16 protein-coding genes are annotated in these 20,932 nt (G+C 36.6%); 15 read left to right on the top strand and 1 reads right to left on the bottom strand.

What is annotated here, in order from left to right; translation table 11 throughout:
- The first annotated feature begins 206 nt into the window (after nt 1–206).
- From ppdK to FLV_RS12055, 9 genes are all read left to right on the top strand, one after another.
- Nucleotides 207–3,002: a pyruvate, phosphate dikinase gene (gene ppdK / locus FLV_RS12095; protein WP_243234104.1), complete on the top strand. Its 2,796-nt coding sequence runs from the start codon at nt 207–209 to the stop codon at nt 3,000–3,002.
- A gap of 474 nt (nt 3,003–3,476) precedes the next feature.
- Nucleotides 3,477–4,424 (top strand): thioredoxin-disulfide reductase, encoded by a 948-nt coding sequence (gene trxB, locus FLV_RS12090; RefSeq protein ID WP_243234103.1) that lies wholly within the window; start codon nt 3,477–3,479, stop codon nt 4,422–4,424.
- Between the two features lie 173 nt (nt 4,425–4,597).
- The gene (gene pruA / locus FLV_RS12085) at nt 4,598–6,223 is read left to right on the top strand and encodes an L-glutamate gamma-semialdehyde dehydrogenase (protein WP_243234102.1); all 1,626 of its coding nucleotides are present in this window, start codon (nt 4,598–4,600) and stop codon (nt 6,221–6,223) included.
- 335 nt (nt 6,224–6,558) lie between these two features.
- Complete coding sequence (locus FLV_RS12080) at nt 6,559–7,473, top strand: dimethylarginine dimethylaminohydrolase family protein (protein ID WP_243234101.1); 915 nt, start codon at nt 6,559–6,561, stop codon at nt 7,471–7,473.
- Between the two features lie 45 nt (nt 7,474–7,518).
- Nucleotides 7,519–8,454: a citrulline utilization hydrolase CtlX gene (gene ctlX / locus FLV_RS12075; RefSeq protein WP_243234100.1), complete on the top strand. Its 936-nt coding sequence runs from the start codon at nt 7,519–7,521 to the stop codon at nt 8,452–8,454.
- A 602-nt stretch (nt 8,455–9,056) separates the two neighbouring features.
- Nucleotides 9,057–10,589, top strand: a complete 1,533-nt coding sequence (locus tag FLV_RS12070; protein ID WP_243234099.1) for an aminotransferase class V-fold PLP-dependent enzyme — start codon at nt 9,057–9,059, stop codon at nt 10,587–10,589.
- Between the two features lie 18 nt (nt 10,590–10,607).
- Nucleotides 10,608–11,165, top strand: a complete 558-nt coding sequence (locus FLV_RS12065) for a Crp/Fnr family transcriptional regulator (RefSeq protein ID WP_243234098.1) — start codon at nt 10,608–10,610, stop codon at nt 11,163–11,165.
- Between the two features lie 199 nt (nt 11,166–11,364).
- On the top strand, nt 11,365–11,613 hold the full coding sequence (locus tag FLV_RS12060; RefSeq protein ID WP_243234097.1) for a hypothetical protein: 249 nt from the start codon (nt 11,365–11,367) through the stop codon (nt 11,611–11,613).
- Nucleotides 11,614–11,888: 275 nt separating this feature from the next.
- On the top strand, nt 11,889–12,089 hold the full coding sequence (locus FLV_RS12055) for a hypothetical protein (protein ID WP_243234096.1): 201 nt from the start codon (nt 11,889–11,891) through the stop codon (nt 12,087–12,089).
- Nucleotides 12,090–12,153: 64 nt separating this feature from the next.
- On the opposite strand, the gene FLV_RS12050 is transcribed toward FLV_RS12055, so the two are convergent.
- The gene (locus tag FLV_RS12050; protein WP_243234095.1) at nt 12,154–12,567 is read right to left on the bottom strand and encodes a winged helix-turn-helix transcriptional regulator; all 414 of its coding nucleotides are present in this window, start codon (nt 12,565–12,567) and stop codon (nt 12,154–12,156) included.
- Between the two features lie 102 nt (nt 12,568–12,669).
- On the opposite strand from FLV_RS12050, the gene FLV_RS12045 reads away from it, so the two are divergent.
- The 6 genes from FLV_RS12045 to FLV_RS12020 all read left to right on the top strand — a co-directional run bounded on the left by FLV_RS12045 (nt 12,670) and on the right by FLV_RS12020 (nt 20,823).
- Complete coding sequence (locus FLV_RS12045; RefSeq protein WP_243234094.1) at nt 12,670–13,437, top strand: SDR family oxidoreductase; 768 nt, start codon at nt 12,670–12,672, stop codon at nt 13,435–13,437.
- Between the two features lie 377 nt (nt 13,438–13,814).
- On the top strand, nt 13,815–14,408 hold the full coding sequence (locus tag FLV_RS12040; protein ID WP_243234093.1) for a TetR/AcrR family transcriptional regulator: 594 nt from the start codon (nt 13,815–13,817) through the stop codon (nt 14,406–14,408).
- A gap of 75 nt (nt 14,409–14,483) precedes the next feature.
- Entirely contained in the window at nt 14,484–14,903 is a 420-nt protein-coding gene (locus FLV_RS12035; protein ID WP_243234092.1) for a PaaI family thioesterase, read from the top strand.
- The gene (fabF, locus tag FLV_RS12030; RefSeq protein ID WP_243234091.1) at nt 14,900–16,138 is read left to right on the top strand and encodes a beta-ketoacyl-ACP synthase II; all 1,239 of its coding nucleotides are present in this window, start codon (nt 14,900–14,902) and stop codon (nt 16,136–16,138) included. Before FLV_RS12035 ends, fabF begins: the two co-directional genes overlap by 4 nt.
- Nucleotides 16,139–16,155: 17 nt before the next feature.
- Nucleotides 16,156–17,334, top strand: a complete 1,179-nt coding sequence (locus tag FLV_RS12025) for an acetyl-CoA C-acyltransferase (RefSeq protein WP_243234090.1) — start codon at nt 16,156–16,158, stop codon at nt 17,332–17,334.
- 714 nt (nt 17,335–18,048) lie between these two features.
- Nucleotides 18,049–20,823 (top strand): substrate-binding domain-containing protein, encoded by a 2,775-nt coding sequence (locus tag FLV_RS12020; protein ID WP_410745962.1) that lies wholly within the window; start codon nt 18,049–18,051, stop codon nt 20,821–20,823.
- Nucleotides 20,824–20,932: the final 109 nt, after the last annotated feature.

Genomic DNA, 20,932 nt, shown 5'->3' with positions numbered 1-20,932 from the left:
TACAGAATGCCCGATCCGCATATTATAACTTTGCCGTGTCATTAATTTATACTTGAATAAAGCCAGATGCAGTTTATCATGCCGCTGATTTTTGGATTTGCTGGCTGCTGAGTCTTAGCCGCCAATTTTTTTCATGTATTTTTTTTTACCTAAATCACTATATCGATTTCGTAAAATTATTTAAAATCAAAAAAAAGAAAAAAAACATGGGTAATTTAACTAAAACAGTTTTTATTTTCGGTGATAAAAAGGCAGAGGGAAATGCCGAAATGAAAAATCTTCTAGGTGGTAAGGGGGCCAATCTTGCCGAAATGAATTTGCTTAGAATTCCCGTACCTCCAGGATTCACCATTACAACCGAAATGTGCAAAATCTATCTTGAAGAGGGACAAGACAAACTCATAAGTATTATTAAGAATGAAGTAACGGCTTCAATTAAATTTATTGAAGAACGCACAGGAACCAGGTTTTCAGATGCCGAGAATCCATGTCTTGTTTCGGTGCGCTCAGGATCGCGAGCATCTATGCCGGGGATGATGGATACCATTTTAAATCTTGGAATTAATGAAAATATTGTTGAAGGGCTGATAAAAAAAACAAACAATGCTCGTTTCGTATGGGACTCGTACAGGAGATTTATACAGATGTACGGCAGGGTAGTGATGAACATCAGAGCTGAAGCCGGAGATTTTACAGATCCATTTGAAGAAATTTTAGAGAAGGAAAAAAAACAAAAGTGCTATCAGAGTGATAACGATTTCAATGCTGAAGACTTAAAAAATATATCTAAAAGCTTTAAGCAGTTGGTCAAAAAGTCTACAGGAAAAGATTTTCCAAATGATCCGTGGGAGCAGCTTTGGGGTGCAGTTTCTGCGGTATTTGAAAGCTGGATGAATGAAAGAGCTGTATATTACAGGGAACTGAACAATTTGCCGCAGGAATGGGGAACTGCGGTTAATGTTCAAGCTATGGTTTTTGGTAATATGGGGCAAAATTCTGCAACGGGTGTTGCCTTCACAAGAGATGCCAGTACCGGTGAGAAAATCTTTAATGGTGAGTTTTTGATCAATGCTCAGGGAGAAGATGTGGTTGCCGGCACAAGGACACCCCGGCAGATTACAGCTGAAGGTTCAAGAAGATGGGCATCTTTATCGGGCATCGGCGAAGATATCCGATGCAGAGATTTTCCATCTTTGGAAGAAATGATGCCGGAAATTTATCAGGAACTGGCTGAATGTGCCCAAATGCTGGAATTACATTTTAAGGATATGCAGGATATCGAGTTTACTGTGCAGGAAGGCAAGCTCTGGATACTCCAAACCAGAAATGGCAAAAGAACTGGGACGGCCATGGTAAAGATGGCTGTTGATTTGCTGCACGAAAATTTATTAGACGAAAAGACAGCACTTTTAAGGGTTGATCCAAAAAGACTCGATGAGCTCCTGCATCCCATTTTTGACCAGGATGAAATCATTAAAGCCTGCTGCATTGGACAAGGTCTCCCTGCATCACCAGGCGCATCTTCGGGACGAATTGTATTTTTTACAGAAGATGCCCAGGTTTGGTCATCAAAGGGCGAAAATGTTATTTTGGTTCGTATGGAAACCTCGCCCGAAGACCTTAAAGGAATGGTTGCCGCTCAGGGTATACTAACTGCAAGAGGCGGTATGACCTCTCACGCAGCAGTTGTAGCCAGAGGAATGGGGAAATGCTGTATTGCCGGTGCCGAAAGCCTCAAAATTGACTACAAACAGCAGACTATTCAGACTGAAAACTTAACATTCAAACAGGGAGACTGGATTTCACTGGATGGATCAACGGGAAAAATATACAAAGGAAAACTTAAAACATCGGAAGGGCAGCTCAGCGGAGATTTTGAAAAATTAATGGATCTTGCTGATCAACATGCCCGTCTGCAGATCAGATCAAATGCAGACACCCCAATGGATGTTATGACAGCCTTAAGATTTGGGGCCAAAGGGATTGGACTCTGCAGGACCGAGCATATGTTTTTTGATGATGATAAAATTATGGCTATGCGCGAAATGATACTTGCAGATAATGAAGCTGGACGCAGGAAGGCCCTCGCAAAACTGCTGCCTATGCAGAGAAAGGATTTCGAAGATATATTCCGGTTAATGAACGGCTTACCGGTAAATATAAGACTTCTTGATCCGCCTCTGCATGAGTTTGTTCCCCATGATGAAAAAATTCAGAAGGAACTGGCAGATGAACTGGGGATTCCACATGAGATCATTAAGAAAAAAATTGAATCTCTTTACGAATTTAATCCTATGATGGGGCACAGGGGATGCAGGCTGGGAACCACTTATCCAGAGATTTCAGAAATGCAGACTGCCGCGATTTTGGAAGCCGCATTGCACATAAAATATGAGGGTATTGAAAGTCTTCCCGAAATAATGATTCCCCTTACCGGTACGGTTGAAGAAATGAAGATGCAGAAAAAAATAATTAATCAAACTGCGGAGAAAGTTTTTGAACAGTATGATGATCGCATTCCATATCTTTTAGGTACAATGATCGAAGTTCCCAGAGCGGCGCTTATTGCCGATAAAATTGCTGAGCATGCTGAATTTTTCTCTTTTGGAACTAACGATCTAACACAAATGACCTATGGATATTCACGTGATGATTCTGGGAAATTTCTGCCAATGTATCTGGAAAAAAGCATTTTAAAACATGATCCCTTTCAGATTCTAGATCAGGAGGGTGTTGGACAGCTGATTACTATGGCTATAAAAAAAGGAAAGGCGGGTCGTGCGAATCTTAAAATAGGAATCTGCGGGGAACATGGGGGAGAGCCCGGCAGCGTGGAATTCTGTCACAATGAAGGTCTAAACTATGTTAGCTGTTCTCCTTATCGAGTGCCGATAGCGAGGCTTGCTGCAGCTCACGCGGCTATAAATGAAGAAAACAATCGCAGCATTACCAGCCGGCAAAACGCCAGCAAAGCCATTTGTTTTGAAAACTATCATTTTTAATGTGATATAAGCGGACAGTGTTTTCTATCTATGAAAGTGACAACTGTTGGATTATCTAATTTATTAAGGAACAAATGTTATTATGCTAAGATTTTGGCATTATTAAAAATAGTTACAATAATTCAATTACTGTGACCAAAAGCACATAATGAACAATTTATAGTTTATAATTTAGTCTCAGAGAATAAACATGAAGTCTTTTTTTAAGATTACGGGGTAAAAGAAGAACATCAAATAATATTGAGTTGTAATTTATAATTGATTTTAAAGCTGTTACAAAATTAATTGAATTATTAGACCATTCATTTTTCAGAGTGGCAGATCTGCTTACAGATTTTAAAAATTGTCTTTTGCATACTTTATTTCTTAGAATTAATAATTTGTACAAGCCATGTAAATGCAAAGACCAAAACCAAGAAAAGAGCTGTCTGCCAGCAGTTCTTTTTATTTTAATATTATAATAAACAGTAAAATATGTCCTATATAATCGAAAATATTAAATGCCTTATTATTGGATCTGGCCCTGCGGGTTACACAGCGGCTATTTATGCCGCCAGAGCAAATATGAATCCGGTTTTATATCAGGGGATGCAGCCTGGAGGCCAGCTGACTACAACAAATGAAGTAGAAAATTTCCCGGGTTATGTTGATGGTGTTACAGGTCCGGAAATGATGGTTCAGTTACAAGATCAGGCTAAACGTTTTGGTGCTGATATCCGCGATGGCTGGGCCACTAAAGTTGATTTTTCAGGAGTTATTCATAAAGTCTGGATTAACGATTCAATTGAATTGCACTGTGAAACTGTTATCATTTCAACAGGAGCTTCAGCTAAATATTTAGGATTGCCATCAGAACAGCACTATTTGAACATGGGAGGCGGGGTTTCTGCCTGCGCAGTGTGTGACGGATTTTTCTACAGAAATCAGGAAGTTGTTATTGTTGGAGCAGGAGATTCAGCTTGTGAGGAAGCACATTACTTATCTAAACTTTGTAAAAAAGTAACCATGCTGGTAAGAAGCGAAAAATTCAGAGCTTCGAAAATTATGGAAGAACGGGTACGAAGAACGGAAAATATTGAAATTTTGATGAGTCACGATACAGTTGAAGTTTTGGGTGATAACAACGTTGTCCACTCCATCAAAGCTTTGAATAAATCTAATGGTGAAGTTATTGAAATTCCTGCAACCGGATTTTTCGTAGCTATTGGCCACAAACCAAATACTGATATTTTTGCAGATTACATTTCGCTTGACGAAACAGGTTACATTATTAATACTCCTGGAACGTCTAAAACAAATGTAGATGGTGTTTTTGTAGCCGGAGATGCTGCTGATCATGTATACCGTCAGGCAATTACTGCCGCGGGAACAGGATGTATGGCCGCTCTTGACGCGGAGAGATATTTGGCTTCTAAAGAGTGATTTTTATGTTGTTTTATGAGAATAGTATTCTTTTTACAGCACAATTAAACCAATATCTAAAATTTTGATGATGAATAAAAATGCTTTAAATATCATCATTAGAAAGATTTTTATTCATTTAGCCTTTAAGCACACTTTATTCATTAGTCATCTAACTATCAAATTTAAATATTATGCCAAACGGAATTTACAATATCCCAAAAGCGATTAATGAACCGGTTAAGTCTTATGCGCCTGGAAGTTCTGAGCGAGAAGAAGTTTTAGCCGCTTTTAAAAAAATGTACAATGAAACCGTAGATATTCCTCTATATATTGGAGGAGAAGAAATCCGTACAGAAAGCACCAAGTCAATTAATCCTCCCTTTGATCACAAACATGTAGTGGGACGTTATTATGAAGCTGATAAGCAACATATTGAAACAGCTATTACTACGGCTTTATCAGCTAAAAAGAAATGGTCTGACTTATCTTGGGAGCACAGAGCTTCAATCTTTTTAAGAGCGGCTGAATTGATTGCCGGACCTTACCGTGCAAAGATAAATGCTGCAACTATGATTGCTCAGGCAAAAACCGTGCACCAGGCGGAAATAGACGCTGCTTGTGAATTTATAGATTTCCTGCGTTTCAATGCACAGTTCATGACCCAGATTTATGCAGAGCAGCCCGTTTCTTCGGATGGAGTTTGGAACAGATTAGAGCACAGGCCTCTTGAAGGTTTTATATATGCCATTACACCATTTAACTTTACAGCAATTGCAGGAAATTTGCCAGCCGCTCCAGCATTAATGGGTAATGTTGTAATCTGGAAACCAAGTGCGGCACAAATTTACTCGGCGAATGTAATTGTAGAAGTTTTCAAAAAAGCCGGTTTGCCAGATGGTGTAATCAATGTGGTTTATGGTAATTCTGCAATGATTTCTGAAACAGTTCTTGCGAGTCCTCATTTAGCCGGAGTTCACTTCACAGGCTCAACCCGCGTATTTAATGATATCTGGGGGAAAATTGGTCAAAATATCGCTAAGTATAAAACGTATCCAAGAATTGTCGGTGAAACTGGAGGTAAAGATTTCGTAGTAGCACATAGCTCAGCAGTTCCGGCTCAGGTTGCTACGGCACTTTCAAGAGGCGCGTTCGAATATCAGGGGCAAAAGTGTTCAGCAGCTTCAAGAGCTTATATCCCTCAATCAATCTGGCCTGAAGTAAAACGTTTGTTAAAAGCTGATTTGGCTTCAATGAAAATGGGCTCACCTGAAGACACAGCTAATTTTGTTTCATCCGTAATTTCCGAAAGTTCGTTTGATAAATTGGCAGGATTTATTGATCAGGCAAAAAAAGATCGTGATACCGAAATTATTGCCGGTGGGAATTACGACAAATCTGTTGGTTATTTTATTGAGCCGACTGTTATTGTAACGACGAACCCTCAATATCCAACAATGAAAATTGAATTATTCGGACCAGTGCTGACTATTTATGTTTATGAAGATTCTAAATGGGAAGAAACACTAGCCATAGTTGATTCCACATCTGAATATGCATTGACAGGAGCCGTTATAAGCCAGGATCGCTATGCTATAGAATATGCCATGAAAGCATTAGAAAATGCTGCGGGTAATTTCTATATTAATGACAAACCTACCGGAGCCGTTGTTGGGCAACAGCCTTTTGGAGGAGCAAGAGCATCTGGAACCAATGACAAGGCCGGATCTGTATTAAACTTGTTGCGTTGGGTTTCTCCAAGAACAATTAAAGAAACCTTTGTTACACCAGAAAATTACAGATATCCGTTCTTAGGTTAGTACATTATTTTGCCTGCAAGAGTAATCCGTTTGATTGTTATTTATGCTGCACTTAATTAAATATTGTTTTTCTGCTGGATAAATTTACATTTCAATGACAACAATAGGAAGCTCTTATCTCTTGCAGGCAAAAAAAGTATTGTATTTTTTAGTTAGTAATTATATTTTCAGGATTTAAAATGGCAGTTGCAACTGTATTTTTTTGATGGTAAAAGGAAAACAAAGAAGGTTATAGCCGTAGAAAGTTAGAAGTTTAAATATTAAGATTAATACAAAAAGTATATTTGAAATTGACTATGAAGACTTTTTTGGATATGCGCATAATATAATCAGACATGATGCAATTAAACATAAAAAACGAAACATCAAGACTTCGTGCGGTTGTTTTGGGAACTGCTGTCAATAATGGGCCGACTCCAACAATAAAAGAAGCCTATGATCCTAAGTCATTGGAGCATATTGCTGCTGGCACATATCCAGTAGAAAAGGATATGGCTGCTGAAATACATGCTTTTCAAGCTGTTTTGCAAAAATATGATGTTGAGGTTTATCGTCCGGAAATGATTGAAAATTATAATCAGATTTTTGCCAGAGATATCGGCTTTGTAATTGATGATGTTTTTGTAAAATCTAATATTCTGCCGGACAGAGAACGAGAACTTGATGCTATTCAATATGTAATTGAACAAATTTCTCCTTTAAAAGTAGTACGACCACCAGAGGAAGTTCATATAGAAGGAGGTGACGTGATGCTCTGGAATGATCATATTTTCATTGGAACTTACAAGGGTCGTGATTACAAAGATTATATCACAGCAAGAACCAATATGGCTGGTGTAAATTATATCAAATCATTATTTCCCAATAAAATTGTTAAAGAGTTTGATCTGGTAAAATCAAAACTTGAAGCGCGTGATAATGCCCTGCATCTGGACTGCTGTTTTCAGCCTGTTGGTAAGAATAAGGGAATTATCTATAAAAGAGGTTTCCGTGAAGAAGCTGATTATCTTTATTTAGTTGATCTTTTCGGTGAAGAAAACCTATTCCACATTGAAAGGAATGAGATGTACCACATGTTTTCAAATGTATTTTCCATTGATGAAAATGTTGTTGTGTCTGAAAGGAATTTCACTAGATTAAACAATTGGCTTCGTGAAAAAGGTTTTATTGTTGAAGAGATTCCCTATGCAGAAATTGCAAAACAAGAGGGCTTGCTGAGGTGTTCGACCCTTCCACTAATCAGAGAATAAAAATTGATTTAAGTTTAAAAAACTTGAAACAAAAAAAATATAAATATGAGACAGACAACTAATTCTGTACTAATGATTCGTCCCGTAGCATTCAGAATGAATGAACAGACGGCTGTAAATAATTATTACCAAAAAGTATTGGATGGACTCTCACCGGGCACTGTAAATGCCAAAGCGCAGCAGGAATTCGACACCTTTGCAGAGAAACTCCGAGCCGCTGGCATTGATGTTATAGTGGTTAATGATAATCTGCAGACAGATACTCCAGACAGTATTTTTCCAAACAACTGGGTTTCATTTCATGAAAATGGAGAAATAGCGCTTTATCCAATGTTTGCAGAAAATCGTCGCAGAGAACGACGTGAGGATATTTTAAGCCTGTTGCAGGAGAAGGGATTTGAAATTAATAATGTAGTGGATTATACAGCTGCCGAGGACCATGGTATTTATCTCGAAGGCACCGGGAGTCTGCTTCTTGACAGAGCAAACAGAAAAGCATATTGCGCTTTGTCTCCCAGGGCAGATGAATTGATAGTTTTAGAATTCTGTGAAGATTTTGGCTATACGCCAGTCATTTTTAAGGCTTTTCAAACAGTCGGCGGTGAACGCAAACTGATATATCATACCAATGTAATGATGTGCTTAGGGGAAACTTTTGCTGTAGTCTGCGTAGATTCCATCGATGATCCGAAGGAAAAGGAAATGGTGCTTGCTAATCTAAAAGAGAACAAAAAAGAGATTGTTTTAATTACCGAGGATCAAGTAAATAATTTCGCTGGAAATATGCTGGAGGTCAGGGCCGTGGATGATAAGCGGTATGTTGTAATGAGCTCTTCAGCACATCAAAGTCTGACTCTAATGCAGCTTGAGCAGTTGGAAAGTCATGCTAAAATTCTGAGTTCAAGTCTTGATACTATAGAAGCGTGCGGGGGTGGAAGTGCCAGATGCATGATGGCTGAAGTCTTTTTACCAAGAATCTGAAAACGAGACGATTAAAAAAAACAAAACGGGATTTGAGTTTATGGTTGTTTTTGACAAAGAGTCGGGGTTGGAAATTAAAAAGTCTATTTAATTCAGGATAATTATTTCTATTTTTTTTAGTCATATTGTGGTAAAGGAAATGATCAGGTGCAATGCTGGTGGGATATTTTGTTTCTAACTTTATTAGGATACATATTTCAGTTTTTCTGCTTATAAAATAGATATTCTTCGTATTTAAAAACCCTTCATGAAATGTGACAAAAGGCACTGTTTGAATAATTTAGAAAACATATTTTTGTGATGAATACAAAAACATATTTTTTTTTTAAATGGATGTAGCTGTATAAACTAACCCTTTAGTAGAGAGCTGACCCAGATATTTAAATCAATTTAGTACCGTCCGTGATCAGGTAAAGATTATAATGAAAATAAATTTAATAGTTGTCTTTCAGCGTATCATTTTAAAATCTGAATTAGTAAGCAAGTTTTTATGTGAAAGACCCCAAAGAGCTGTTTTGCCAGCAGCTCTTTATTTAATATTACAATTGCTGCAAAGCGAAATCAAAAACTAAAAAAATAAATATTTATAAACGAGCAAAAAAATGGATACTATCCTAAAAACAAAACCAAGTGAACTGGAAAGATATTTTTCTGAATTCAGGGAAAATACTGTTGGTTTGAATCATAGTTTCGAATCAATCTACGGACGACAGAAAATTCTTTATGCCGACTGGATTGCCAGTGGAAGATTGTATTTTCCTATTGAAGATATTATGCTTGGAAAAGTTGGTCCGATGATTGCCAATACACACTCCTTTTCAAGCCATACCGGAAAAGCGTCCACTTACGCATATCAGCACGCCAGAGAATTAATTAAAAAGCATGTAAATGCCAATGATTTAGATTGTCTTGTAGCGACCGGGACAGGAATGACAGCAGCTTTAAATAAACTGCAGCGCATCATGGGGCTGCGTTCGCAGGACAATATTCATAGTGTAAAATTAAATTTTAACGACGAGAGGCCGGTTGTTTTTATCACACATATGGAACACCACTCCAATCAGGTTCCGTGGTATGAAACTTTTGCTGATGTCGTGGTTTTGCCTTGTGGCGATGATAATTTGGTAGACCCCAAAATATTAGCAGAAGAAATCAAAAAGTACGGTAGCAGATCTCTTAAAATTGGGTCATTTACGGCTTGTTCGAATGTTACGGGAATTATTACACCGTATCATGAACTGGCAAAAATCATGCATCAGAATGGAGGTTATTGTTTTGTTGATTTTGCAGCGTCGGCTCCTTATGTCAAAATCGATATGCATCCTGAAGACCCGGAAGAAGAATTGGATGCTGTTTTCTTTTCTCCTCATAAATTTCTCGGAGGTCCGGGGACATGCGGTATTTTGGTTTTTAAAAAAGAATTGTATAAATCCAGCTTTCCTGATAATCCAGGCGGCGGCAATGTAAAATATACCGATCCATGGGGAGGCTATCATTACAGTGATGCTATCGAAGTAAAAGAAGATGGTGGAACTCCCGGATTTCTTCAGGTGATCCGTACGGCTTTATGTCTGGAACTGAAAGATAAAATGGGAATTGAAAAAATGAAAAACAGGGAAAAAGAATTACTGGATCTTTGTTTTTCAGAGCTTCATAAAATAAAAGGCGTTACGATTTTAGGGGATTTAAAGACAGAACGAATCGGCTGTGTGTCTTTTACAGTACAGGATATCCATTACAATTTAATAGTACGATTACTCAATGACCGTTTTGGTATTCAGGTTCGTGGAGGATGGTCCTGCGCAAGCACTTATGCCCATTTTCTGTTTGATATTGATGAGGAAAAATCAAATTCAATTACAAAAGGAATTCTAGAACAAAATCTAACCCAAAAACCGGGCTGGGTAAGAATTTCACTTCATCCAACGATGACAAACGAAGAGCTTGTTTTCATCTGTAAGGCTCTTGAGGCTATTGTCTTAAATATTGATGAATGGCGGAAAGTTTATCAGTACAATCCTGCAAGCAACGAGTTTGACAATATTGTAATAGCAGAAGTTATTGATCAGGATGTAAAAGAATGGTTCAATCTGGACAAGTTTTTTCTAAATTCATTGAATACAGCTGAGGTTTAATTATTTTGTTTATAACATATGCAGCAGACATTACAAGGACATATCAATAAGATAGTACAGATTTCTAATGAGGAATTTGCTGAGATGGAGTCATTTTTCCTTAAAAAGTCATTTAAGAAAGATGAATATTTAGCACAGGCTGGTAAAACCGCAAAATATGAATACTTTGTTTTAAGCGGTTTAGTATTTGCGTCACATTTAAATGATAAAGGCAAAATTCATGTCATCCAGTTTGCGATGGAAAACAGCTGGATTACGGACAGTCATTCCTATAATATGGGCAAGGTTGCCAATCTGGATATTAAATGCCTGGAAGATGCAGAAATTTATTGTATAACTTATGAAAATAAAGAAAAACTGTGTGCTTTTTCAAAAAAAATGGAATATTATTTTAGAAAAATCAGCATTGAAAGCAATATACTTCTTCAGAAAAGAATAATAATGTCTACGTATGCTAATTTTAAAGAAAGATATGAATTATTCATAGCAGATTATCCAAAAATTGATAAAAGGGTTTCCAGGACATTGCTGGCATCCTATGTTGGTGTGACCAGACGAACCTTGGGAGAGATCTAGGAAGTTTACTGCTCAATTAGAGAAAAAAGCAATGTCTGAAATAATAAGCATAGAACCATAAGCTGTCTTGAAGCTATTTTTAGAAGATAAATTATTAATGTTTTGGCGGCTTATTTTTCAGAGTGGCAGGTCTGCTGTAGATAATTTATAAACTGTTTTTCATTTCCTTATCTCATAAAGGTTTTGTATTGTTGATTTAATGAAAGACAGGAAAGAGCTGGCTGCCACCAGCTTTTTTAATATAACAAAGTTTTTTATGTTATTAAGAATGATAAATATGCCAGAGACAATAGAAAATATTAAATGCCTGATTGTAGAGGCTCGTTCGGTGCGTTATACTGCCGCAATATATGCCGCTGGTACAGGATGTATGGCTGCACTAGATCAAGAGAGTCATCTGGCTTTGCTTTCAGAATTAGCCGCCGGCTTAAATTATTTGCAATTGTGAATACTGTAAAGATAAACGCTGCGGCCGCAGTTAATGCTTCTGTTTTAAAACTCTTTAGAACAATAGCAGATAAAGATCTCTTAGAAGTCTTTAATGATATGCCGCTTATTGCAGATTGCGGACCCGGATCAGTGACATGAAGCCTGCCGGAAGCCAGGCTGCCAGCGTATCTTTTTTTTGATGATTGTAATTCAGCCCGCCAAAAGTTTGTGTCTTATCTCCCAGAAAGATCTTTTTCGATTCGGTTAGATAATTTTACCTCTAAAAGACTCGGAATGCTGTGGAGAATAGAATATAAATACAGGTTTTTTGATCTTGGAAATGGCCGCAGCGGCATTGCTGCTACCTATAAATTTAAGATGCGCTCCAGGACAGGAGTATTTTTTTTCAAACTTTTTGCAGAAAAATACCTTAAGAAGCATATCGGACGCTATTTAAACAGCATAGTCAAGGATGTTGAGAGGTACGGAACATAATGATTCGACATATTAATTATTCTGCGTATGATCTTCGTAAAGTTTTATAATCTCAATAAACCGACTATAGGTTTGATTCAAGTTCTTTAAAAGCATTTCTAATAAATCCTTCCTTATCAGCATTGATCTGTGCAAGGAATTCTTTTCTTTCTTCAGGAATTTCGGTATATTTTTCTGCCCAAAGATTAATTTCGATAATTATCGGAATTAAATCGATTCCCTTCTGTGTCAATTGATATAATACTTTGGCTTTACTGTCAGGATGTTCCAGTTTCTGAATAATTCCGTTTTCTTCCAATGAAAGCAGTCTGGCAGCCAAAATGTTAGTTGCTATTTTCTCATCAGACTTTGCCAATTCGCCATAGGTACATTTTTTTTTAAGCATCAAATCCCTCACAATCAACAGCGACCACTTGTCACCAAAGGCTTCAAGTGAAAAACTTACTGGGCAGTCTGATCTCTTTTTTTGAGTTTTCATAAAATAAATTTAAAATCACTTGCTTTTCGCAAGTAAATGTATTTATATTTGCACTTGCATTTCGCAAGCAAATATAGAAATAATAAATTAAATAGTAAAATCATGGAATTAAAAGGTAAGACAATTTTGATTACAGGAGGTTCTGCCGGAATCGGATTAGAGGCTGCAAAACAGTTCATTGCAGAAGGCGCTAAAGTAATTATAACAGGAAGGGACCAGAAAAAGCTTGATTTGGCAAAAAAAATGTATCCGTCAGTTACAGCAATCAAAAGTGATGCTTCAAATAAGGAAGCGGCCGAAGCATTATATAAAGAAATTGACCAATTGGGAGGCATTGACATTTTGTACAACAATGCAGGAATTATGAACGGCCTGGACAATTTGGGTATAAGCAGTATAAAGCATTTTGAAAAAGCGGCTGCAGAGATCAATACCAATTATTTGGGGGTTGTACTTTTGAATAATCTATTTATGGATATGCTGAAATCCAGAAAAGAAGCGGCCATTATCAATACTTCATCAATTTTAAGTTATACGCCGTCGATTCTTGTGACGACCTATTCAGCTTCCAAAGCTGCGGTTCGTTTTTACACAGAAGCATTAAGAGAGCATTTGCGTTTTATCAGAAGCAATGTAAAAGTATTCGAACTATCGCCGCCTCTTGTAAAAACCAATTTGTCAGAAGGTATGGATGGAAAATCGATAACACCTGATGTTCTAATAACTGTTTTAATTAAAGGATTGAAAAATGATACCTACACGATTCGTGTTGGAGATACAAAAGCCATTTATTTCCTGAATCGCTTTTTTCCAAAGGTGGCACATAAATTAATAAATCCAAAAAATATAAGCCAAAAACTACAATCTTAATCAACCTTAGTTGAAGTGGAATAAATAATCAACAATGTTCATTTAGTTTTATATTTCTGTTTTTAACTTAGTGAACTAAGGCGAAAATTAATAGATAGGAGTACACCTGAGAGAAAAAACGAGGGAAAGAAGCCTTGAAGGTGCTGATGCTTAAAGCTGCTGCAAAGCTTTTCGCAGAGAACAGAATTGCGCTGGTTTTATTCCCATGGCGTTAAAATCAAATCCCTTGATGCACCATTGGCCATTGTTTTAATCGGCTTTTTAAATGATGCAGCCAAGTGCTGATCCGGTTAGAATTTTTAAAAGAGTTATAAATATCACAAAATAGAATATACCGTTCGGTATTATTTGTATATTTGCTCAATATTTTCCTAACAATGACAAAAGCACAACAAACCCGACAGTTCATTATTGAAAAGACAGCTCCCATTTTCAATAAGAAAGGATACGCAGGGACATCTCTATCTGATATAACAGCTGCTACAGGACTCACTAAAGGCAGTATCTATGGGAATTTTAAGGATAAAGAAGAAGTAGCGCTTTTGGTTTTTAAGCACAATACCGATCAATTATCAAAAAAAACAGCAGATTGGATCGCAGAGCATCATAATGCTTATGATCAGCTGATGGGTATTTTTGATTTTTATCGTGTAAACTGGAAGTCAATCTTCGCAAATGGAGGCTGTCCCGTACTGAATGCCGCAACCGAATCCGACGATCTTATGCCCGTTTTGAAAGCAAGGGTGAAGCTGACTTTTGATAATTGGGGAAAGAAGATTGCTAAAATCTTAGAGGACGGCATTAAAAAAGATGTATTTAATCCAGAAATAAATACTGCTCAGTATGCAGATTTATTCATTATGATGATTGAAGGAGGAATTGTACTCTCGAAGATTTCAGACAAGCCTGATAATCTGTTTCTTATCTTGGAAAGGATCGTCAAAATAGTTGATGATGAGATTGTGAAATAAAATTTTTTGCTTAAAAAAATACCGATTGGTATAATTACTAATATCTAAAAATAACATATGACACCTCTTGAAAAAATGAAATCCTTTACGGGAAAAGTATTTACGGAATCCCCTTCTCCTTTTATGCGCTGGCTGAGCCCTGTAATTCTAAGTGCTGAATCCGGCGAACTGGCATTTGAATACCAAATTCGTTCGGAATGGTTAAATCCTGCGGGCGGTCTGCATGGAGGAATAACAGCAGCTATCATTGACGATGTCATTGGTGCTACTATGTTTTCCCTGAACGAACCTTATTTTTATACAACAATCAACAATGCAATTGATTATTTTTCTTCAGCTAAAGCAGACGAAATTATAATTGCGACCACAAGGATTATAAAAAAAGGAAAACAGTTCATCAACGCGGAATGTGAAATCTGGAACAGTGACAGGAGCAGGCTGATAGCTAAAGGTAGCTCCAATTTATTTAAAACAGAAATAAAAAAAGCCGAATGAAAAGAGTCGTAGTAACAGGTCTGGGAACCATCAATCCTTTAGGAAATGATATCGAGAGCTTTTGGGAAAATGCTGTTAACGGCAGAAGTAGCGCAGGTATTATTACATGCTTTGACGCTTCAAAATTCCGTACACAGATTGCCTGTGAAATCAAAAACTTTGAGCCTCAGAAATATCTGGACCGCAATGAAATCAAACGCAGCGATTTGTTTACACAGTATGCACTGTACAGCGCTTCACAAGCATTGGAAGATTCCGGTTTGGATATTTCCGCATTAGACCCTTTTGATATTGGGGTTATCTGGGGTGTTGGACAAGGCGGAATGGAAACCTTTGAAAGCGAAGTAGAAAATTATGTAACAGGAAATTACATTCCAAGGTTCAGTCCGTTTTTTGTACCAAAACTTATTGTTAATATGGCTTCAGGAATGATTTCTATGAAATTTGGTCTGCAGGGAATTAATTATACCACAGTATCAGCCTGTGCTACATCTAATACGGCAATAATGGATTCCTTTAATTACATCCGTTTAGGAAAAGCAAAAATATTTGTTACAGGTGGTTCAGAAGCTCCTATCACCCCTGCTTCGGTAGGAGGATTTTCTTCAATGAAAGCCATGTCGGTTAGGAATGCTGATCCCCTCATAGCAAGCCGTCCTTTTGACAAAGAGCGTGATGGTTTTGTAATGGGAGAAGGTGCCGGTGCTATCATTCTGGAAGAATATGAGCACGCAAAGAAAAGAGGGGCAAAAATTTATGCGGAATTGGTTGGTGCTTCGATGACTGCCGATGCCTATCATATGACATCACCACATCCTCAAGGATTAGGAGCAGCCAAAGCCATGCAGCTCGCTTTAGAAGAAGCAAGACTAGATCCTTCTGAGTTGGACTATCTAAACCTTCATGCCACTTCCACACCTGTAGGAGATATAGCCGAACTCAATGCAGTAAACAAAACTTTTAAAGGATCAGGTAATTTATGGGTAAGTTCTTCAAAATCAATGACTGGACATTTACTCGGAGCAGCAGGAGCAATCGAAGCCATTCTGGCTATCAAATCAATAAACGAAAATATCATTCCACCAACGATCAATGTCCAAAATCCTGATGCTGAAATCCCTGATCGTATTCAAATAGTTCTAAACCAAGCAAAGCAGAAAACAATTAAAACGGCAATGAGCAATGCTTTCGGATTTGGAGGACACAACTCAACGGTTGTATTTCGTGAAATTTAATTTTTAATTTGATTAAAATGAAAGAAGTGTTTATAATAGCGGCCAAACGAACACCAATCGGTGGTTTTTTGGGTAATTTTGCTGAAGTTTCCGCCACTGAATTAGGCGCAGCCGCCATCAAAGGTGTTTTAAATTCTGTCAATATAGATTCTAAGAACATTGACAGTGTTTATATGGGAAATGTTTTATCTGCAAATCTGGGGCAATCGCCTGCCAGACAAGCCTCTAAGCTTGCAGGAATTCCTGATGAAGTAGATTGCACCACCATCAATAAAGTATGCGCTGCAGGTATGAAAGCAACGATACTTGGAGCGCAGCAAATTCAGTTGGGGCTTGAAGATGTGGTAGTTACGGGAGGAATGGAGAGCATGAGCAACGTGCCGCACTACACCCATAAACGCAAAATAAACAAAATGGGGCATGAAACCCTTGTCGACGGCCTTCTGAAGGATGGCCTGACTGATGTTTACAATGATTTTCATATGGGAAACGCTGCTGAACTTTGTGTTGAGAAATATAAAATAACAAGAGAACAGCAAGACCAATACGCCTTGCAATCTTATGAAAAGGCAGCTCGTGCCACCAAAACCGGAAAATTCAATAATGAAATTATTCCTTTTCATCTGAAACAAAGAGATGGAGAAATAATCATTTCCGAAGATGAGGACATTTATAAAATAATTCCCGAAAAAGTTTCTAAATTAAAACCGTCCTTTGTCGAAAGGGGCACTATTACAGCTGCCAATGCAAGCAATCTGAATGACGGTGCAGCTGCATTATTGCTTGCATCCAAAGAAGCGGTAGAAAAATACAACCTGAAACCTCTGGCAAAAATCATCGGATATGCAGATGCGGCCCAGGCACCGGAATGGTTCACGACAACTCCATCTGTTGCCATTCCAAAAGCTTTGGCTAGGGCAAATCTTACATTGGAAGATATTGATTTTATTGAAATCAATGAAGCTTATGCAGCCGTTGCATTGGCTAACCAGATAGAGTTAGAACTAGACCCTCTCAAAATCAACGTATATGGTGGGGCGGTAGCTTTAGGGCATCCCCTGGGGGCTTCAGGGGCAAGAATAATCTGTACTCTTCTGTCAGTGCTTCAACAAGAAGATGGAAAATATGGTGTGGCTGCGATTTGTAATGGCGGCGGCGGTGCATCGGCAATTGTCATTGAAAATGTAAATAGGTAAAATAACCTCCGGTAATAGAAATTTTGAAGCATTTCTATGTGCACGAGCTGTAAAGTAACTTTCTAACCAAGAGCATACAAAATTGAGTTTTTATTCTCATTTTGGCTACTAAAAAAAGGATTGGACTATTTTATAACCAAGGATGTTGAAGAAATTTATCGCATCATTTATAAATTCTCTGACCTGCCTGCAAATAATAATGTAAAACTGTCAAATCAATAATTGCTGCCTCCAATCTATTTTTGATACTTAGTCATTTTTTTAAATCTAAAGTAATATATGTTTTTTATATTTGAAGTAAGTCCGTTTGTATAGGTTTCCCTGTAGGTTTAGAAATCTATTTTAAACCCATTAGAAGATGTGTGAAAATTCTAATTTGTATTAAATTTTAAATCAATAAAGCAAATCATCTTAAAAGCAGTAAATAGAATTGCAGTTACACTCTCCTAATACAAATTATGCAACTAGAAAGATATTTTTTTGTTGGAGCAGTTATTATTCTATTTGTAACAATTTCCTTATAATAAAAGGATTCGTATAATTCAATGTAACTTAACTGTACGGTATTGCATCAATTTTATATTTATATTTATTAAAAAAAAACTAATTTCGAACCCATTAAAATGTCAATAATGTAATAATAGAATATTTTAAATAAATGATTGAAAATTTTATAGTTATAATTTTTTGTATTGTTTAAAATTAGGGTTGTTTATGTTTAATATTGTTACAAAGCTTTTTTTGCTGTCTAAAAAGATCTATGTTATGCTGAATCGGATAAAAAGTATTATTATTTTACTTTTATTTTTCGCTTGCCTATCTTGTCATCGGGATAATGCTCAAGATCATCGAAAAAAAATTGGTTTTTCACAATGTATAAGTGGGGATCAATGGAGGGTAGCTATGGATTATTCTATGAAATTGGAAGCGTCACTTTACCCAGATGTAGACTTGACAATTTATAATGCAGAAAGGAATTCGGAAAAACAAATTCAGCAGATTCAGAAAATGATTGATGAGGGAATGGATGCCATCATTATTTCGCCTTTGGAAAGCGATTCATTGACTCCAATTATTGAAAAGGCATATCAGAAAAATATTCCTGTAATTCTTGTGGACAGAAAAATTAATACAGATCAGTTTACTACTTATTTAGGAGCAGATAATTTGGAGGTGGGACGTTTGGCGGCTAAATATCTAATTTCAAATTCGAAGCGAAAAGCAAGAGTAGTAGAAGTCTTTGCTGATTTAGATACTTCCCCGGGAAAAGAACGTACACAAGGTTTTAATGAAGTGATAAAGAGATTTCCAGGAGTTTCAGTTGTAGGCCGTTTGGATGGAACCAAGAGAGGGCTGCCCGAAAAAGAGTTTGAAATGCTTCTGGAGAAGAACCCTGACATCAATTATGTATTTGCATTTAATGATGATATAGCCAACCAGGCATGGAAAGTAGCCCGCCGAAAAGGATTGGAGGAAAAAATAAAATTTATAGGGGTAGATGGCTTGAACGGGTCTAATGGAGGTATTCATTTGGTAAAAGACGGAGTTCTGGCGGCATCCATATTATATCCTACAGGCGGAAGTGAAGCGTTAAAAACAGCACTAGCGATTCTTAAAGGAGAAAAGGTGCCTAAATATAATAAATTGACAACCATTGTAATTGATTCGCTCAACGCTGATATTATGATTAATCAATTTGATAAAATTACCCAGCAGCAGACCGATATTGAATTACAGCAGAATACCATTAAAAAGCAGGAAATAGCTTTTACTACCCAATATAATCTGACAAGACTGCTAACTTTCTTTCTGCTTGTAATTTTAAGTCTGGCTATTTATAGTGTTTATTCAGCTGTTACTATTTTAAGGAAAAAGAAACTGCTGGAAGACACTAACGAAAAAATTCTAAGCCAAAGAAACGAAATTGAAAGATTTGCCGATGAGCTAAAAATCAGCAATGATGAAAAACTGAATTTTTTCACCGGGTTGTCGCATGAATTCAAAACTCCATTGACGCTTATCATGAACGCTATTGATTCGGTAACTTCTGACAAATCTATAATTGCGGAAACAAATAAGAAAGATTTCTATTTGATCCATAATAATTCAAGAAGACTCTTAAGGTTAATTAATCAGCTTCTGGATTATAGAAAAATTGAAGAGAAAAAATTCAATTTTAACCCCGCACTCACCAATGTGGTAAGCTTTTCAAAACAGATCTTCAAAGAATTTGCACGTGAAGCCACCAGAAGGAACATAAATTACACTTTTAAATCAAGTCATGAAGTAATTGAGGCTTTCATAGACAAAAACCTAATGGACAAGGTTTACTTCAACCTGCTTTCCAATGCATTTAAATTTACTCCTGATAACGGCAGCATTAATGTATCGATCTATAAAAGCCTTGAAGATGATTCTTTTAAAATAAGCATTAAGGATTCAGGAATGGGAATTCCTGATAATGAAATCAAGGAAGTATTCAGCACTTTTTATCAGGGATCAAATAATTATAAGAACAGTTCGGGTATTGGTCTGAGCCTTTCCAAAAATTTTATAGACCTTCACCATGGAAAAATTGAAGTTTCGTCTAAAAACGGAACAGAGTTTACTATAACCCTCAAGCTGGGGAAAGACCATTTAATTCCAAATTCGATTGTAAATAATGAGTCCACTTTTGTCACTGGCAATGATTATGAGTATTTGGATATTGATCTGCAGAGTAGTGAAGAACTAAAATCAGATGAAGAAAAGCATACAATATTAATTATAGAGGATAATGTTGATCTGCTTGATTTTATAGCTTTAAAACTTGAGCCCAATTACAACGTAATAAAATGTAATGGAACTAAAGCTATTGAAACGGCTTTGGATCTTATACCCGATATCATTATCTGTGATTTAAATTTACCTGAACTCAGCGGTTTTGAAATCTGCGAAATATTAAAAAAAGACACCCGTACATCTCATATTCCGACAATTATTCTTACTGCGCAGGATGATGACAATTCATTTGTGAAAGCACTTCAGGCCAATGCTGATTTGTTTTTGACCAAGCCTTTTAATTTAAAAGTTTTAAAAGAATCAATAAAAGGGCTGCTTTTTAATCGCGAAAAGATCAGGTATTACTATACCAACAATCTCAATAAAGTTGAAGAGCTTGGATTTGGCGCACAGGACAGGGATTTTATTAAAAAAATCAACGATCTAATCTCTAAAAATTTGGATAATTCATCATTTTCTGTAGAAGAATTAGCTGAACATTTAAATATTTCAAGAGTTCAGCTATATCGAAAAATGAAAGCACTGCTCAATATCAACATTAGCGATTATATCAACAATATTAGACTGGAAAAAGCCAAGGAATTGCTGAAAAATACTACATTAACTGTTTCTGAAATTGCTTATTCCTGTGGTTTTTCGACGCCGAATTACTTCTCTACATCATTTAAAAATAAATATAATTTGTCTCCAAAGGAGTTTAGAACTTAATCGTTTTCTTTGAATGTATCATTTTTAAATATATTCATCTTATTTAAAATAATCAATTAAAAATTTGTTTTTATTTAGTTGATTTTCAGTATTTTGTGTTTTATTTATT

The sequence above is a fragment of the Flavobacterium pectinovorum genome (assembly GCF_022802975.1).
Classification (GTDB): domain Bacteria; phylum Bacteroidota; class Bacteroidia; order Flavobacteriales; family Flavobacteriaceae; genus Flavobacterium; species Flavobacterium pectinovorum_B.
Note: the sequence above shows the minus strand (reverse complement) of the source record. Positions and strands in the feature narration are given on the sequence as shown.

Excerpts from the sequence above, each read along its gene's own strand:
- FLV_RS12070 (WP_243234099.1), top strand. The coding sequence starts at position 9,057 with ATGGATACTATCCTAAAAACAAAACCAAGTGAACTGGAAAGATATTTT.
- FLV_RS12065 (WP_243234098.1), top strand. The coding sequence starts at position 10,608 with ATGCAGCAGACATTACAAGGACATATCAATAAGATAGTACAGATTTCT.
- FLV_RS12045 (WP_243234094.1), top strand. The coding sequence starts at position 12,670 with ATGGAATTAAAAGGTAAGACAATTTTGATTACAGGAGGTTCTGCCGGA.
- fabF (WP_243234091.1), top strand. The coding sequence starts at position 14,900 with ATGAAAAGAGTCGTAGTAACAGGTCTGGGAACCATCAATCCTTTAGGA.
- FLV_RS12050 (WP_243234095.1), bottom strand. The coding sequence starts at position 12,567 with ATGAAAACTCAAAAAAAGAGATCAGACTGCCCAGTAAGTTTTTCACTT.
- ctlX (WP_243234100.1), top strand. The coding sequence starts at position 7,519 with ATGAGACAGACAACTAATTCTGTACTAATGATTCGTCCCGTAGCATTC.
- FLV_RS12055 (WP_243234096.1), top strand. The coding sequence starts at position 11,889 with ATGCTGTGGAGAATAGAATATAAATACAGGTTTTTTGATCTTGGAAAT.
- FLV_RS12020 (WP_410745962.1), top strand. The coding sequence starts at position 18,049 with ATGTTTAATATTGTTACAAAGCTTTTTTTGCTGTCTAAAAAGATCTAT.
- FLV_RS12035 (WP_243234092.1), top strand. The coding sequence starts at position 14,484 with ATGAAATCCTTTACGGGAAAAGTATTTACGGAATCCCCTTCTCCTTTT.
- pruA (WP_243234102.1), top strand. The coding sequence starts at position 4,598 with ATGCCAAACGGAATTTACAATATCCCAAAAGCGATTAATGAACCGGTT.
- FLV_RS12080 (WP_243234101.1), top strand. The coding sequence starts at position 6,559 with ATGATGCAATTAAACATAAAAAACGAAACATCAAGACTTCGTGCGGTT.
- trxB (WP_243234103.1), top strand. The coding sequence starts at position 3,477 with ATGTCCTATATAATCGAAAATATTAAATGCCTTATTATTGGATCTGGC.
- FLV_RS12060 (WP_243234097.1), top strand. The coding sequence starts at position 11,365 with ATGAAAGACAGGAAAGAGCTGGCTGCCACCAGCTTTTTTAATATAACA.
- FLV_RS12025 (WP_243234090.1), top strand. The coding sequence starts at position 16,156 with ATGAAAGAAGTGTTTATAATAGCGGCCAAACGAACACCAATCGGTGGT.
- FLV_RS12040 (WP_243234093.1), top strand. The coding sequence starts at position 13,815 with ATGACAAAAGCACAACAAACCCGACAGTTCATTATTGAAAAGACAGCT.
- ppdK (WP_243234104.1), top strand. The coding sequence starts at position 207 with ATGGGTAATTTAACTAAAACAGTTTTTATTTTCGGTGATAAAAAGGCA.